Source organism: Allobosea sp. P5_A5 (assembly GCF_056400625.1).
The window spans coordinates 37,857-53,354 of the sequence record NZ_JBFUKY010000007.1 but is presented as its reverse complement, the minus strand read 5'-3'; the positions used below and the strand labels follow the sequence as shown (position 1 = coordinate 53,354).

11 protein-coding genes and 1 other RNA gene are annotated in these 15,498 nt (G+C 66.6%); 8 read left to right on the top strand and 4 right to left on the bottom strand.

Annotation, left to right across the window (positions count from 1 at the left end; all coding sequences use genetic code 11):
- Positions 1-156 precede the first annotated feature (156 nt).
- Positions 157-1,512, top strand: coding sequence for a methyl-accepting chemotaxis protein (locus AC1DR6_RS14895; protein WP_476830027.1), 1,356 nt, complete (start codon positions 157-159; stop codon positions 1,510-1,512).
- A 29-nt stretch (positions 1,513-1,541) separates the two neighbouring features.
- Here AC1DR6_RS14895 and AC1DR6_RS14890 read toward each other — a convergent pair whose 3' ends face one another.
- The 3 genes from AC1DR6_RS14890 to ssrS form a co-directional block, all read right to left on the bottom strand.
- Positions 1,542-2,363 (bottom strand): TIGR00282 family metallophosphoesterase, encoded by an 822-nt coding sequence (locus AC1DR6_RS14890; RefSeq protein ID WP_476830026.1) that lies wholly within the window; start codon positions 2,361-2,363, stop codon positions 1,542-1,544.
- Between the two features lie 54 nt (positions 2,364-2,417).
- Positions 2,418-3,017, bottom strand: coding sequence for a 5-formyltetrahydrofolate cyclo-ligase (locus AC1DR6_RS14885; protein ID WP_476830025.1), 600 nt, complete (start codon positions 3,015-3,017; stop codon positions 2,418-2,420).
- A 6-nt stretch (positions 3,018-3,023) separates the two neighbouring features.
- A non-coding RNA gene (gene ssrS / locus AC1DR6_RS14880) (6S RNA) lies at positions 3,024-3,179 on the bottom strand.
- 155 nt (positions 3,180-3,334) lie between these two features.
- On the opposite strand from ssrS, the gene ybgF reads away from it, so the two are divergent.
- The 5 genes from ybgF (at position 3,335) to AC1DR6_RS14855 (ending at position 10,243) form a co-directional block, all read left to right on the top strand.
- Positions 3,335-4,273 (top strand): tol-pal system protein YbgF, encoded by a 939-nt coding sequence (gene ybgF, locus AC1DR6_RS14875; protein WP_476830024.1) that lies wholly within the window; start codon positions 3,335-3,337, stop codon positions 4,271-4,273.
- A complete protein-coding gene (gene tilS / locus AC1DR6_RS14870; RefSeq protein ID WP_476830023.1) occupies positions 4,270-5,328 on the top strand; it encodes a tRNA lysidine(34) synthetase TilS in 1,059 nt (352 codons plus the stop codon). The genes ybgF and tilS overlap by 4 nt, the downstream gene beginning before the upstream one ends.
- Positions 5,329-5,450: 122 nt before the next feature.
- The gene (ftsH, locus tag AC1DR6_RS14865; protein WP_476830219.1) at positions 5,451-7,376 is read left to right on the top strand and encodes an ATP-dependent zinc metalloprotease FtsH; all 1,926 of its coding nucleotides are present in this window, start codon (positions 5,451-5,453) and stop codon (positions 7,374-7,376) included.
- Positions 7,377-7,679: 303 nt separating this feature from the next.
- Complete coding sequence (glmM, locus tag AC1DR6_RS14860) at positions 7,680-9,023, top strand: phosphoglucosamine mutase (protein WP_476830022.1); 1,344 nt, start codon at positions 7,680-7,682, stop codon at positions 9,021-9,023.
- 182 nt (positions 9,024-9,205) lie between these two features.
- Positions 9,206-10,243 carry an L-idonate 5-dehydrogenase gene (locus AC1DR6_RS14855; protein WP_476830021.1) on the top strand — a complete coding sequence of 346 codons (1,038 nt, stop codon included), beginning with the start codon at positions 9,206-9,208 and terminating at the stop codon, positions 10,241-10,243.
- A gap of 112 nt (positions 10,244-10,355) precedes the next feature.
- Here the strand turns inward: AC1DR6_RS14855 and AC1DR6_RS14850 are convergent, their stop codons facing one another.
- The gene (locus tag AC1DR6_RS14850; RefSeq protein WP_476830020.1) at positions 10,356-12,029 is read right to left on the bottom strand and encodes a formate--tetrahydrofolate ligase; all 1,674 of its coding nucleotides are present in this window, start codon (positions 12,027-12,029) and stop codon (positions 10,356-10,358) included.
- Between the two features lie 293 nt (positions 12,030-12,322).
- Between AC1DR6_RS14850 and AC1DR6_RS14845 the strand changes: the two genes are divergently transcribed.
- On the top strand, positions 12,323-13,807 hold the full coding sequence (locus tag AC1DR6_RS14845; RefSeq protein ID WP_476830019.1) for a sensor histidine kinase: 1,485 nt from the start codon (positions 12,323-12,325) through the stop codon (positions 13,805-13,807).
- A 90-nt stretch (positions 13,808-13,897) separates the two neighbouring features.
- The gene (gene gpmI, locus AC1DR6_RS14840) at positions 13,898-15,412 is read left to right on the top strand and encodes a 2,3-bisphosphoglycerate-independent phosphoglycerate mutase (protein WP_476830018.1); all 1,515 of its coding nucleotides are present in this window, start codon (positions 13,898-13,900) and stop codon (positions 15,410-15,412) included.
- The last annotated feature ends 86 nt before the right edge of the window (positions 15,413-15,498 follow it).

The following is a 15,498-nucleotide window of genomic DNA, read 5'->3' as shown; positions in this document are numbered from 1 at the left end:
GGGATCGTCGAGGCCGATCTGGCGAAGCGGCGTTATAGGCGCTCGGTTTGCCCCCAGGCAAGCGCCCGTAGCGATGCGCCATTAGCCGATTTTTCACATAATCCACGCAGTTTCGGGGTGAGCCGCCTGGCGCAGTCCTCCCTTCCGGATCGCAATTTGACCATCACATCGATCGCAGGGCAGGAGCACCGCTTTCGCGCCTTCCAGATCTCCGAGGAGGATCTGGCATTGCTGGCGGCCCAGGCCCGCTTCGCCCGCGAGCGACTGCCCAGTCTGCTGCCGCAACTGCATGAGCAGTTCTCACCCTGGCCCGAGATCGCGCTCGCTTTGCAGCAGCCGGCCGTGCACGAGCGCCGGCTTGCTCACTGGATCAGGCTCGCATCGGGCGAGCTGGGCGAGGGATTTGTCGAGTCCGCCCGCAGCCTGGCGACCACGTTCCACGAAAACGGCGTCCCGATCTATGCGGTCGTGATCTGCCATTCCATCGTTTCCCATGCGCTGATCGTCGAGATGGGGCTGGCGCGACATCGGCTGACCAGCCTGAGCGGGCGTTGGCGCCGGACGCGGCTCGATGCCGGCATCGCGACGCGCGCCGCGCTCGCCAAGGCCGTGCAGCTCGACCTCGAACTCATTCTGGAAACCTATGCGGTCGTGCAGCAGGACAGCCGGCGCGCCACGCTGACGCAGATCGAGGCTTTTGAGGGCACGGTTCGCGGCGTGGTCAGCGCGGTTGGGCTCGGGGCCGTGAAGGTCGAGAGCCTGGCCACGACGATGCAGGCGGTCGCCGGCGAGACGAGCGCCCAGGCTCTGACCGCCGTGCGGACCACTGACGATGCCTCCGGCAGCGTCAGCAACGTCGCCTCGGCCGCCAACGAATTGTCGGTGTCGCTTGACCATGTCGCCGCCGAGGTGGTCCGCGCCTCGATGCTGGCCCATGAAGCGAACGCCGCCGCGCAGAAGACCGACGCGATCGTCCAGAGCCTGTCGGGCTCGGCCCGGACGATCGGCTCGATGGTCGAAATGATCCGCCTGATCGCGGAGCAGACCAATCTGCTCGCGCTGAACGCGACGATCGAGGCGGCTCGGGCCGGCGATGCCGGCCGTGGTTTCGCGGTCGTCGCGACGGAGGTCAAGCAACTCTCCGCGCGGACCGCGCAGGCCACGGGGCAGATCGCGCTGCAGGTTCCGGCCATGCAGGAGGCGACGCGCGAGGCCGTCTCTGCGATCGAGCACATCGTCGGCTTCGTCAGCCAGGTGAACGAGATCGCGAGCGCCGTCGCCGGCAGCATCGACATCCAGCGCGATGCCACATTGCAGATCGCGCGCAGTGCCGACAGGGCCGCCGTCAGCACCCGCGCGAATGCTGAGGTGATCGGACAATTGAGCGGGCGCGCGCTTGAGGCCGGCAATGCGGTGACCGATGTGCTCGGCGTCGCGGCGACACTCTCGCGTCAGGCATCAAGCATGAGCGAAGCGTTCGAATCCCTCATCCGGCAGTCGCGCGTCGCCTGAGGCTTCGGCCGGACTGCGGAGGTGTTGGGTCAGATCTGCCAGCCGGGCAGTGCCTCGCCGAGATGAGGGCCGATCCGCACCGGCCACACCGACGTCGCGAGCCCCGTGCCGTCGTCGATCTCGACGGCGATGCCAGACAGGGTGCCCTGGCCTGTCGCGGGTTCGAGCCGGGCGCCCGGCACCTTCTGCAGGAAGCGCCGAACCGGTTCGTCCTTCTGCATACCGAGCACGGAATCGTAGTCGCCGCACATGCCGGCATCGGATTGATAAGCGGTTCCGCCCGGCAGGATGCGGGTGTCGGAGGTCGGCACATGCGTATGCGTGCCGACGACGAGGCTGGCGCGGCCGTCGAGGAAGCAGGCCATTGCCTGTTTCTCGCTCGTCGCTTCGGCGTGGACGTCGACCACCACGGCATCGGCCACGTCGCCGAGCGGGCAGGCGGCAAGCTCGCGTTCCACCGCCGCGAAGGGATCGTCGAGAGGGTCCATGAAAAGCCGGCCCATCACGTTGACAACGAGCACGCGGGCGCCGTTGCGGGCCTCGATCACGGTGGCACCACGGCCCGGCGTGCCGGGCGGGTAGTTGGCGGGGCGGATCATCCGGTCCTGCCGGGCGATGAAGACCAGCGCCTCGCGCTGGTCCCAGGAATGGTTGCCGAGCGTTACGACATCGGCGCCCGCCGCCAGGATCTCTTCACAGATCGCTTCGGTGATGCCAAAGCCGCCGGCGGAGTTTTCGCCGTTGATGACGACGCAATCGAGCTTCCACGCTTCGCGCAGAGCCGGCAGTCGCTCCTGAACCGCGAGGCGACCGGGGCGGCCGACGATGTCACCGAGGAAGAGAAGACGCATGAAACGGGTCCGAGGGCTGCCTTGCCTCCTCCGTGACCTGAAAGACCGACGGAATCAACCGCAGCGGATCGTCTCGCGCTCGGTCACGATCCAGTCGAGGCGCCTGTCGTGCGGTTCCTCCGGCACGGCCTCGATCTCCTGGGCGGCATAGGCGATGCCGATGCTGATGGTTCCGCCGAGCTCGCCGAGGGCGCGATCGTAATAGCCCTTGCCGTAGCCGATGCGGTAGCCGCGGCGGTCGAAGGCCGCCAGCGGTACGAGCAGGATGCGCGGCTGACACTCCGGCTGCTGCGGCGGTGGCACGAGGGTGCCGAAGCCGCCCGGAACGATCGGCCCATAGGGTGCCCATTCGCGGAAGATCATCCGGCCTGCGACGATGGCGGGCAGGCAAAGCAGGAGATTGCGACGGCCGAGCTCTTCGAGGATCGGACGGGGATCAGCCTCCGACCGCATCGGCCAATAAGCCGATACCGGGCCGCCCTGGTGCCAGATTGGCAAAGCCAATGCGCATTCGGCGATGAGCGGATCCCATTCGAGACGATCGTCGATCTCAAGTGCGTCGCGTCGCGCCAGCGCCTCGTCGCGGAGGGCCGCCTTGCGCAACGACGCCTGGGACCGTAGCGGGGCTGGCGCTTTCGTATCTTGGTCTTGCATGAAGGCTGCGGAGCCACCTCGGCCGTGAAGTTTTGAATCCCGGGACACCTACAGAGTAGGTGGGCGCCGTGTGTCCGGTTCCAAGGATCCGGACAGGGACAGCTCCCTAGGGAGTCGTATGGGCCCGGGGAATGCTGTCTTACACGCACCAGGCAGCCCCGCCTCGTTAATGTAGGCAAGACGCCGGCAAAGCGCCAGAGGCCATTTTCGCGGCAGGCCAGGAATTGTTCGCGCAGGACGGGAATCGGTCCATATTTTGGCCGTGGTGCGCAGGCTGTTATACTCGACGCGACTTTACTCAGGAGACCATGTTTTCCATGTCCCGCCTCCGTCTCGCCCGCTTCCTCGCCCGGCCGGCCTTGCCGGCGCTCGCGCTTGCGGCCGGCCTGCTTTGCGGCAGTCTGCCAGCCTTTGCGCAGGATGCCGCAGACCTGCTCGTCCGCGTGGCCAGGCTGGAAAACCAGCTTCGCCAGCTGTCGGGGCAGATCGAGCAGCTGACATTCGAAAACAAGCGGCTCTCCGACCAGCTCGGCCGGTTCCAGCAGGATGTCGACTTCCGCCTCAACGAAAAAGGCGGCGGCGGGAGCCGGGCGCCAGCGGGCGGCACCGCCCCGTCCGGGCCTCCGGCCGGCGGGGCCCCAGGGGGAGCGCCGCAGCGACAGCGCCGGGGCGACGCCTTCGATCCGACCACGCAGCAGGGCGCGGCGGGCGCGCCTCAGCCGCTCGGCGGCGGCATCGCCAGCATCATCGAGGATGAGAACGGCCCGGCCACAGGCCAGCCTCTCGATCTCCAGGGCGTCGGCCGCCCGGTGCAGAACGGTACCACCACGCCGCCGCGTGGCCAGAGCGCGGCTGCGGCCAGCGGTCCGGCCACCGCGAAGGACGCTTATGACGTGGCCTATGCCTTGTTGCAGCGCCGCGAATACGAGCAGGCCGAGATGGGTTTTCGTCAGTTCCTGCAGGCTTATCCGCGTGACCGGCTCGCCATCGACGCCACTTACTGGCTGGGCGAAAGCTACATGCAGCGCCAGCGCTACCGGGAGGCGGCCGAGCAGTTCCTGAAGATCTCGAAGGAATCGCCGCGCGCGACCAAGGCGCCCGACAGCCTGCTGCGTCTGGGCATGGCGCTTAACGGGCTCGGCGCCAAGGAGCAGGCCTGCGCGACCTACGCCAAGGTCGGCGTCGACTACCCGCAGGCCTCGACCTCGGTCCGCAGCGCCGTGGTGCGCGAGCGCCGCCGCTCCGGCTGCGCTTGAGCGCGGTTCCAGAAGCGGAAAGGCACAGCGCGGCCGCCATCGGCGCCCGCGAGGCCGAGGCGCTTTTTGCGCCTTTGGCTGGGGAGCCGAGGCTGCTCGTCGCCGTGTCGGGCGGCCCTGACTCGGTGGCGATGCTGGCCCTGCTATCGGAATGGGCCAAGACTGCAGGCCGTCCGGCGCTTGATGCGGCGACCGTCGAGCATGGGTTGAGATCGGGTTCGGTTGCAGAGGCGGAGTCCGTAGCGGCCTTGTGCGGGCGGCTCGGGGTCGGTCACAATATCCTGCGATGGGGCGGCGCCAAGCCGGCCAGCGGATTGCAGGACGCGGCCCGGCGGGCGCGATACGACCTTCTGTCGGTCGAGGCCCGACGTGTCGGGGGCGCTGCGATCGTCACGGCCCACACGCTCGACGACCAGGCAGAGACGCTTCTGATGCGGCTTGCGCATGGGTCCGGCCCCGCAGGGCTCGCCGGCATGCGCTTTCGCAGCCGGCGCGCGGATGTGGACATCGTCAGGCCGCTGCTCGGGATCGCCAAGGCCAGGCTGGTCGCCACCGCCGAGGCGCGCGGCCTGTCTTACAGCCAGGACCCCAGTAACGCCGATGCGCGCTTCGAGCGGGTGCGCTTGAGAAGCCTTGCCCCGTTGCTCTCCGATCACGGGCTCGATGCCGCGAGGTTCGGAGTGCTGGCGCAGCGCCTGGCGAGGCAGGAGGATGCCCTGTCGGCTCTCGCAGACGGCGCTTTCGAAAAAGCGCTGTTGCCTTCGCCGGTCGCGGGCGTGACGCGGCTGGACCTGCGTCTCATCGGCAGCGAGCCGGATGAAATTCTGCTGCGGGTGCTGGCTCAGGCGGTGGCGGCGACAACGGAACCGGCCGGGAACTATGCGCGGCTGGAGCGTCTCGAAGCCTGCGCGGAGGCGGTTTTCGCCGCATTGCGCACTGGGCTCGCCATGCGGCGGACATTATCCGGCTGTACGATTTCGCTCGATATCCGGGGCTTGTTGACGATCCGGCCCGAGGGACTGCGCAGGCGCGGCGTTCACCCTGCGACATCATAATGATGTCGTGTCGATGCTTTCCCCGGCGTTTCTCTTGGCAAGGGCCTGTGCGACACCTAAATTGGTTCCAACGAAATCCAGGCTTCTTCCGGTAGGTCCCGGCAGGCCCGATCGGACTGGTGATGAATCCGAACTTCCGCAATTTCGCCCTCTGGGTGGTGATTTTCCTGCTGGTGCTCGCGCTGGTCACGTTGTTCCAGAGCCCGAGTCAGCGTGCGAACACCAATGAGATCCCGTATAGCCAGCTGATCAACGAGTCCGAATCCGGCCGCATCTCGAGCGTGGTCGTGGCGGGGCAGGAGATCACCGGCACGTTCTCGGACGGCCGCAACTTCGTGACCTACGCGCCTTATGGCGACCCGACACTGCTGCGGACTCTGGCACAGAAGGGCGTTCAGGTGTCGGCCAAGGCTCCGTCGGAAGGCACGCCCTGGTTCATGGCGCTGCTGGTCAATTCGCTGCCCTTCGTCATCTTCATCGGCTTGTGGATCTTCATGTCCCGCCAGATGCAGAGCGGCGCCGGCCGGGCGATGGGCTTCGGCAAATCAAAGGCGAAGCTGCTGACCGAGGCGCATGGTCGCGTGACGTTCGAGGATGTCGCCGGCATCGACGAGGCCAAGGAGGACTTGACCGAGATCGTCGAGTTCCTGCGCGATCCGCAGAAGTTCCAGCGGTTGGGCGGTCGTATTCCGCGCGGCGTGCTCCTCGTCGGGCCTCCCGGCACGGGCAAGACGCTGACGGCGCGCGCCGTCGCCGGCGAAGCCAATGTGCCGTTCTTCACCATCTCGGGCTCGGACTTCGTCGAGATGTTCGTCGGCGTCGGCGCAAGCCGCGTGCGCGACATGTTCGAGCAGGCCAAGAAGAACTCGCCCTGCATCATCTTCATCGACGAAATCGACGCAGTCGGCCGTCATCGCGGCGCCGGCCTCGGCGGCGGCAATGACGAGCGCGAGCAGACGCTGAACCAGCTTCTCGTCGAGATGGACGGCTTCGAGCCGAACGAGGGCGTCATCATCATCGCCGCGACGAACCGTCCCGACGTGCTCGATCCCGCATTGCTGCGTCCCGGTCGCTTCGACCGCCAGATCGTCGTGCCGAATCCGGACGTCGCCGGCCGCGAGAAGATTCTCAAGGTCCATGTCCGCAAGGTGCCGCTGGCACCGGATGTCGACCTTCGCATCCTGGCCCGTGGGACGCCCGGCTTCTCCGGCGCCGACCTGATGAACCTCGTCAACGAGGCGGCTCTGCTGGCGGCCCGGCGCGGCAAGCGCATGGTCACCCATGCCGAGTTCGAAGACGCCAAGGACAAGGTCATGATGGGCGCCGAGCGCAAATCCATGGCGATGTCGGAAGAAGAAAAGAAGCTGACGGCCTATCACGAGGCCGGCCACGCCATCGTCGGGCTTTATGTTCCGGCGGGCATCCCGGTGCACAAGGCGACGATCATTCCGCGCGGCCGTGCGCTCGGCATGGTCAAGTTCCTGCCGGAGGGCGACCGCTACTCGATGAAGTTCAAGGAGTTCACCTCGCAGCTCGCTGTCGCCATGGGCGGCCGTGTCGCGGAGGAGATGACCTTCGGACGCGAGAACGTAACCTCGGGCGCTACCGGCGACATCCAGCAGGCGACCAAGATGGCCAAGGCCATGGTCACCCAGATGGGTTATTCCAATGAACTCGGCATGGTCGCCTATGGCGATAACCAGGAAGAGGTCTTCCTGGGCATGTCGATGGGCCGCAGCCAAAGCGTGTCGGAATCCACGGCCCAGAAGATCGATGCCGAGGTGAAGCGCCTGGTCGACGAGGGCTATCGCGATGCTACGGCGATCCTGACCAAGCATCACGAGGAATTCGTGAATGTCGCCGAGGCGCTGCTGGAGTTCGAGACGCTCACGGGCGAAGAAATCCGCGATCTGATCGCCGGCAAGCGCCCCTCCCGCGATATCGACGACACGCCCTCGGCGTCGCGTGGCTCGGCTGTGCCGAGCGCCGGAAAGGGCCGCAAGCGCGATGAGCCCGATGCCGGTCTGGAGCCTCAACCGCAGGCTTGAGCCGGAGGCAGATTTGGATGAAAGGGCGGCCGCGAGGCCGCCCTTTCATGTTTTAAGCCGCGTACGTCGACAGGCCTGCAGCGGCATCCGTGCGGTGGGCAGACCCCCCGCTATCTCTCTTCTCGCCATCGACGATTGGCTTCGCAATTCAGTCGGTGGCGGCGTCATTCGAGCCTCTGGGGTCGATGCACGGTCACGCTCCGTCACAATTTGTGAGAAGGCCGCAAGGTTTTTCGGCTATAGAACAGGCAAAGCCGGGCATGCGGCGTAAAACCGTGCACGTGCCTTTGGAAGAACATTGGAATGACACGCAAATATTTCGGAACGGACGGCATTCGCGGGCGGGCCAACGGAGTCATTACGCCGGATCTCGCGCTGAAGGTTGGGCAGGCCACCGGGCTTGCCTTCAGCCGTGGCGATCATCGCCATCGCGTCGTGATCGGCAAGGACACCCGGCTTTCCGGCTATATGATCGAATATGCGCTGGTGGGCGGTTTTACCTCGGTCGGAATGGACGTGATGCTGCTCGGGCCGATGCCGACGCCCGCCGTCGCGATGCTGACGCGCTCGATGCGTGCCGATCTCGGGGTGATGATCTCGGCCTCGCACAACGCCTATGAGGATAACGGCATCAAGCTGTTCGGGCCGGACGGCTATAAGCTCAGCGACGAGGTCGAACGCGAGATCGAGGCCTTGATCGACGCCGATCTCGGGCCGCGGCTGGCGCTCTCCGAAAACCTCGGCCGCGCCAAGCGCATCGACAGCGCGCTGGCGCGCTATGTCGAGTTCGCCAAGCGCACCATGCCGCGCAATCTCAGTCTCGAGGGCCTTCGCATCGTGCTCGATTGCGCCAATGGCGCGGGATACAAGGTCGCGCCGGAAGCGCTGTGGGAGCTGGGCGCCGAGGTCATCACCATCGGCGTCGAGCCGGATGGGTTCAACATCAACCGCGAGGTCGGGTCGACCCATCCCGCGACGCTCGTCAGCAAGGTTCGCGAGCTGCGCGCCGATATCGGCATCGCGCTCGACGGCGACGCCGACCGCGTGCTGATTGTCGATGAGCTCGGCCAGATCGTCGATGGCGACCAGCTGATGGCGGTGATCGCCCGCTCGTGGATGGAAGATGGCCGGCTTTCGGCGCCGGGCATCGTCGCGACCGTGATGTCCAATCTCGGGCTGGAGCGCTATCTGGCCGGATTGGGGCTTTCGCTGGCCCGCACGGCGGTCGGCGACCGCTATGTGCTCGAACATATGCGCACCCACGGCTACAATCTCGGCGGCGAGCAGTCCGGCCACATCATCCTGTCGGATTTCGGCACCACCGGCGACGGCCTGGTGGCGGCGCTGCAACTGCTGGCCGTGGTGCAGCGGATGGGCAAGCCGGTCTCGGAGGTGTGCCATTGTTTCGAGCCGCTGCCGCAGATCCTGAAGAACGTGCGCTACACATCCGGCAAGCCGCTGGAGCAGCAGCCGGTGCTGAGCGCGATCGAGGCGTCGAAGCAGCTTCTGGGCGGCAGCGGGCGCCTCGTGATCCGGCCCTCCGGCACGGAGCCGCTGATCCGCGTCATGGCGGAAGGTGACGACCGCGATCTCGTTGAGCGTGCCGTCGACAACGTCGTCGAGGCGGTGACGAAGGCTGCCGCCTGATCACGCCGGCGCGGTCAGCCCGCCATCGACCCTTGTCGCCGGGCGAGATAGGGCGCGTCCTTACGAATGCCGTGCTTGTGCGGCAGTTTCGGTTTGCGCTTTCGGCGCTGGCGCCGATAAACAGCTTCAAACAATGAGATCACGATGCCGGGCCTGTCGTCCCGCATCCAGGGAGAAACGCCATGCGGGCCGTCGTCATCCATGCCGAGAAAGATTTGCGCGTCGAGGCCGCGGCGGCGCCGGAAATGGGGCCCCGCGACGTGCGTGTACGCATCGAGGCGGGCGGCATTTGCGGCTCCGACCTGCATTACTACCTGCATGGCGGCTTCGGGACGATCCGCGTGCGCGAGCCGCTGATCCTCGGCCATGAGATCGCGGGCCGGGTCGAGGCGATCGGGGACGAGGTTTCGCGGGTGAAGCCGGGCGATCGCGTGGCGGTAAATCCGAGCCGCTCCTGCGGCCATTGCCGCTATTGCCAGATGGGGTTGCAGCAGCACTGCACCGAGATGCTGTTTTATGGTTCGGCGATGCGGTTTCCGCATGTCCAGGGCGGTTTTCGCGATGTGCTGGTGGTCGAGGAGCGGCAGGCGGTGAAGGTCGCGGCTGGCGTCACCTCGTCGCAGGCGGCCTTTGCCGAGCCGCTGGCGGTCTGTCTTCATGCCGTGAAGCGCGCCGGTTCCCTGCTCGGCAAACGCGTCCTTGTCACGGGGGCCGGGCCGATCGGTGCGCTCACCGTCGTCGCGGCGAAGGCGGCCGGTGCGGCCGAGATCGTCGTGACCGACGTCGTCGATGGCCCGTTGCCGGTCGCGCGCCGGATGGGCGCCGGCATGGCGATCAACGTCGCCGCCGAGCCGGAGCGGTTGAAGGAAGAGTTTGGCGCGGACAAAGGCGCTTTCGACGTGATGTTCGAAGCGTCCGGCAATCAGCATGCGCTGACCGGCGCCTTCGACGTGGTGCGCTCGGGCGGCACCATCGTGCAGATCGGCAATGGCGGTCAGTTCACGCTGCCGATGAACGTCGTCGTCGCCAAGGAATTCGAGTTGCGCGGGTCGTTCCGTTTCCACGAGGAATTCGACTGGGCGGTGGCGATGATCGGCTCGGGCTCGATCGATCTGTCGCCCTTGCTGACCGCGACCGTTCCCGTGGATCGGGCGGTCGAGGCCTTCGACCTCGCGGCCGACAAGTCAAAGGCGATCAAGGTTCAGCTCGACTTCGCCTGACGCGAGGCGACGCCGTCATTGCGAGGAGCGCAGCGACGAAGCAATCCATGGGGACGTCGAGCGGAGCCCCCCTGGATTGCTTCGCTTCGCTCGCAATGACCGCTGAGGAAAGCTAAAACAGCCCCTCGATCTGCCCCCGAGCGTCGATATGGATGCGCTCGGCCGCCGGTTCGCGCGGCAGGCCCGGCATCGTCATGATGTCCCCGCAGATCGCGACGACGAAGCCGGCGCCGGCCGACAGCCTGAGTTCGCGGAGCGGTACGACGTGGCCGGAGGGCGCGCCGCGCAGGGTCGGGTCGGCCGAGAACGAATACTGGGTCTTGGCGATGCAGACCGGCAGGTCACCGAATCCCGCGGCTTCGAGTTCTTCCAGCCGCACTTCGAGTTTGGGCGGGATGCTGACGCCTTCCGCGCCGTAGATCTCGCGCGCGACCGTCTCCAGCTTCTGGCGAAGCGGCATGGCATCCGGATAAAGCGGCGCGAAATCGGCCTCGCCCTCATCTGCGATCGCCGCGACCTTGCGGGCCAGTTCCTCGGCGCCGGCGCCGCCTTCGGCCCAGTGACGGCAGATCACCGCCTCGACGCCGAGATGGTTGCGGCAGAAGGAGCGGATCAACTCATGCTCGGCTGCGGTGTCGCTGGTGAAGTGGTTGATCGCGACGATCGGCGGCACGCCGAATTTGCGGATGTTGCCGACATGGCGGGCAAGGTTGGAAAGCCCGGCCTCAAGCGCCTTCAGATCCTCGCGCCCGAGCGCGTCCTTGGCGAGCCCGCCATGCATCTTGAGCGCACGGACGGTGGCGACGACGACGGCGGCTGCGGGCTTTAAGCCCGCCTTGCGGCACTTGATGTCGAAGAATTTCTCCGCGCCGAGATCGGCCCCGAAACCGGCTTCGGTGACGACATAATCCGCGAGCTTCAGCGCGGCCTTCGTCGCGATCACCGAGTTGCAGCCATGGGCGATGTTGGCGAACGGCCCGCCATGGACGAAGGCCGGCGTGCCCTCCAGCGTCTGGACGAGGTTCGGCATCAGCGCGTCCTTGAGCAGCACGCTCATCGCGCCGGTCGCCTTGAGGTCTGCCGAGGTGACGAGCCGCTTGTCGCGGGTGCGGCCGATCACGATCCGCCCGAGGCGCTCTTCGAGGTCCGCGCCGTCCCGCGCAAGGCAGAAGATCGCCATGACCTCGGAGGCGACGGTGATGTCGAAGCCGTCCTCGCGCGGAAAGCCGTTGCCGGCGCCTCCGAGCGAGGAAACGACGGAGCGAAGCGCCCGGTCGTTCATGTCGAGCACGCGTCGCCAAGCGATATGACGGGTGTCGAGGCCCAGTCCGTTGCCCCAGTAGACATGGTTGTCGAGCAGCGCGGCGAGCAGGTTGTGCGCGCTGGTGATGGCGTGGAAGTCGCCGGTAAAGTGCAGGTTGATCTGCTCCATCGGCACGACCTGGGCATAGCCGCCGCCGGCCGCGCCGCCCTTGATGCCGAAGCAGGGGCCAAGCGAGGGCTCACGCAGAGCGATCATCGTCTTGCGGCCGATGCGCTTGAGGCCGTCGCCCAGGCCGACAGTGGTGGTCGTCTTGCCCTCGCCGGCGGGTGTCGGGCTGATCGCGGTGACGAGGATCAGCTTGCCGTCGGGCCGGGTCGAGAAGCCGGGTACCGCATCCGTCTCGACCTTGGCGATAAAGCGGCCGTAGGGGTGCAGGGCCTCCATCGGGATGCCGGCGGTTTCCGCGATGCTGGCGATCGGCTGCAATGTCGCGGCGCGTGCGATCTCGATATCGGTCGGCATCCGTTCCTCGGAGATAGTCAGGTCTCCCGCGCCTCAAGGGTTCGGGCGCCGCGACGATGGCCGAAGGGTCGCGCCACGCCAAGGGCTTTTACAGCCCAGGCTTGGCGCGATGCACAGCTACTGCGGCATCAGTCGCAAAGTGTCTTTTGATCGTGACGGAACGACACCGCCTGCTAACGCTGCGGAGGGCGCAAGGACTTGCGTGTCTTGCAGAATATGGCCGAGGCCGGTTACCAAGAGGCGGGGCTCTGCCGTTCACTGTCGTGCGATCGATCGGGCTGGGGGAAGCAAGGATGCATCAGCAGGTCTGGCCTGTGGGTGAAAGCGCAGTCGCGGCGCTTCTGCGCGGCTGGAGCGGGGCCGATTGCGGTCTCGGCCCGTCCGGCACCTGGCCGGCCGTCCTGCGCAACGCGCTGCAGATGATCCTGCCCTCTCCGGCGCCCATGATCGTGCTTTGGGGCGAGCAGGCGCTGATGTTCTACAATGACGGCTATGCGGCCATCGCTGGAGCGCGTCATCCCGATATCCTGGGAAAGAGCGCCTATGAGGGCTGGCCGGAGATCGCCGACTACAATCGCGAGGTGGTGACGCGAGTGTTCGCCGGCGAGACGCTGTCCTATCGCGATCTGTCCTTCGTTCTCTCTCGCAACGGCAGCCCGGAAGAGGTCTGCCTCAGCATCGACTACAGCCCGCTCGTGGACGAGACCGGAGCGACCGTCGGCGTGCTCGCGGTGCTCTTGGAAACGACCGAGAGCGTCAGGGCCGAGGAATTGCTGCGGCAGCGCGAGCGCGAGCTTGCCCAGGTGCAGAAAATCGGCCGTGTCGGCGGGCTCGAAGTCGATCTGCGTTCCGGTTTCCGCAACCGCCGTTCGCCGGAATATCTCGAGATTCATGGATTGCCGCCGGATGCGGCGCAGGAAACGCATGAAGCCTGGGTCGCCCGTCTCCATCCCGAGGATCGGGACTGGGTCGAGCGCCGTTTCCGCGAGGCCGTCGCCGGCGATGTGACGGATTACCACGCGGAATACCGGATCATCAGGCCATCCGACGGCAAGGTTCGATGGATTTCGGCTGCCGCGCAGATCGAGCGGGATGCCCAGGGGCGGCCGCAGCGGCTCATCGGCGCGCATCGCGACGTGACGGAGCGCCGGGAGAACGAGGCGGAGCAGCGGCTCCTGATGCAGGAACTCGCGCATCGGGTGAAGAACACGATGGCGATGATCCAGGCCATCGCCTCCCAGACCTTGCGCAGCGCCGACTCGCTGGCGAGCGCTAACGAGGCCTTCACCGCCCGTCTCGGCGCGCTGGCCCGCGCGCATGACCTTCTCGTCGCGGGACAGACGGCGGATGCCAACATCGTCGACATCGTGCGCAGCATCATCGGCATCCATGGCGATGCCAGCCGCTTCGATCTCCAGGGTGGCGATGTCGTGCTTGGCCCGAAGGCAGCACTCGCGCTGACGCTGATCCTGCACGAGCTGACGACGAATGCGGTGAGATACGGCGCGCTCTCCAACGCCACGGGCCGGGTCGGGCTGAGCTGGCGCGTCGACGAGATCGAAGGCGTGCGGCAGTTCCGGCTGCGTTGGCAGGAGAGCGGCGGGCCGCCGGTGACGCCGCCCGCCCGCAGCGGCTTCGGCTCGCGCCTGATCGAGCGCTCCTTCCCGGGGGCTCGCCATGGGACGGCGAGCGCCTATCTGCCTGGCGGGCTGCTCTTCACGTTGGATGCGCCATTCGACACGCTGGCCGGTGGCCGGGAGGACGGCGCCTCGCCGTGAGCGCGCCGGTTCGCCCATGTCTTCGCTCTCGCGTCGAGGCCGCGCAGCGTGGTATCCGGCAGGGCAGCCTGTCCTAACCAAGGTCGACCGATGCCGCCCCGTCCCGTGATGCTGATGATCCTCGATGGCTGGGGTTGGCGCGAGGACGCGCAAAACAACGCGATCAAGCTCGCGAACACGCCGAATTTCGACCGGTTATGGGCGTCCTCTCCGCACGCCTTTCTGAAGACGTCGGGGCTCGATGTCGGCTTGCCGGAAGGCCAGATGGGCAATTCGGAAGTCGGCCACCTTAATCTCGGCGCCGGCCGCGTCGTGATGCAGGATCTGCCGCGGATCAATCAGGCGATCACGGACGGCTCGATCGCGCAGGCGCTGGCTGCGAGCGGGCTGGTCGCGGCGCTGAAGGCGAGCGGTGGTGCATGCCACCTCGTCGGCCTCGTCTCGCCCGGCGGCGTCCATGCGCATCAGGACCATGCGGTGGCGCTCGCGAAGATCGTCGCCGCTCATGGAATCGCGGTGAAGGTGCATGTCTTCACCGACGGGCGCGATACGCCGCCGCAATCGGCCGCCGATTATCTCAAATCCTTCGAGGCCGCGCTGCCTGCCGGAGCGACGATCGCAACGGTCTGCGGACGCTATTACGCGATGGACCGCGACAATCGCTGGGAGCGGGTCGAGAAGGCGTGGCGAGCCCTCGTGCTGGGCGAGGGGCCGGCCTTTGTCGACGCCCAAGCGGCCATCGCTGACGCCTATGCCGGGAATATGAACGACGAGTTCATCCTGCCGGCCGTCATCGGCGCGTATCGCGGCATCGCGGATGGCGACGGGCTACTGAGTTTCAATTTCCGCTCCGACCGCATCCGCGAACTCCTGAACGCAGTGCTGGAGCCGGATTTCGCCGGTTTTGCACGGCCGCGCGTGGCCCATCTCGCCAAGGCGGTCAGCATGACCTCCTACAGCGCCGAGCTCGACAAGGTCATGCCGGCCCTGTTCGCCCCGCAGACGCTCGCCAACGGGCTCGGCGAGACGGTCGCTAAGGCCGGGCTGAAGCAAATCCGCATGGCGGAGACCGAGAAATATCCGCACGTCACCTATTTCTTCAACGGCGGGGAGGAGACGCCCTATCCGGGCGAGGACCGGACGATGGCGCCTTCGCCCAAGGTCGCGACCTATGATCTCCAGCCCGAGATGTCGGCGCGGGAACTCACGGCCAAAGCCGTGGAAGCCATCGATTCAGAGCGTTACGATCTGGTGATCCTGAATTTCGCCAACACCGACATGGTCGGCCACACCGGTGTGCTCGCGGCCGCGATCAAGGCGGCCGAGACGGTGGATACGGGGTTGGGCGCCATCGTGGCCGCCGTCCAGCGGCAGGGCGGGGCGCTGCTGGTCACGGCCGATCACGGCAATGCCGAGCTGATGGTCGATCCGGTGACTGGCAAGCCGCACACGGCTCATACCACCAACCCGGTCCCGCTGATCCTGGTCGGGGGACAGGCGACAGGTCTCGCGGACGGTCGGCTTGCCGATATCGCGCCGACGCTGCTCGCGCTGATGGAGCTGCCCCAGCCCGCAGAAATGACCGGGCAGTCGCTCCTGCGCTGAGCGCTTTACGGAAACGAGGACTGGCATCCTCAAGTCTTGGCTGACTGGTCACAAAACAAAACGGCGCGGAGTGATCCGCGCCGTTT

Bases quoted from the DNA above. Each gene is read 5' to 3' on its own strand.
- glmM (WP_476830022.1), top strand. From the start codon at position 7,680: ATGACACGCAAATATTTCGGAACGGACGGCATTCGCGGGCGGGCCAAC.
- ybgF (WP_476830024.1), top strand. From the start codon at position 3,335: ATGTCCCGCCTCCGTCTCGCCCGCTTCCTCGCCCGGCCGGCCTTGCCG.
- AC1DR6_RS14855 (WP_476830021.1), top strand. From the start codon at position 9,206: ATGCGGGCCGTCGTCATCCATGCCGAGAAAGATTTGCGCGTCGAGGCC.
- AC1DR6_RS14885 (WP_476830025.1), bottom strand. From the start codon at position 3,017: ATGCAAGACCAAGATACGAAAGCGCCAGCCCCGCTACGGTCCCAGGCG.
- ftsH (WP_476830219.1), top strand. From the start codon at position 5,451: ATGAATCCGAACTTCCGCAATTTCGCCCTCTGGGTGGTGATTTTCCTG.
- AC1DR6_RS14850 (WP_476830020.1), bottom strand. From the start codon at position 12,029: ATGCCGACCGATATCGAGATCGCACGCGCCGCGACATTGCAGCCGATC.
- gpmI (WP_476830018.1), top strand. From the start codon at position 13,898: ATGCCGCCCCGTCCCGTGATGCTGATGATCCTCGATGGCTGGGGTTGG.
- AC1DR6_RS14890 (WP_476830026.1), bottom strand. From the start codon at position 2,363: ATGCGTCTTCTCTTCCTCGGTGACATCGTCGGCCGCCCCGGTCGCCTC.
- AC1DR6_RS14845 (WP_476830019.1), top strand. From the start codon at position 12,323: ATGCATCAGCAGGTCTGGCCTGTGGGTGAAAGCGCAGTCGCGGCGCTT.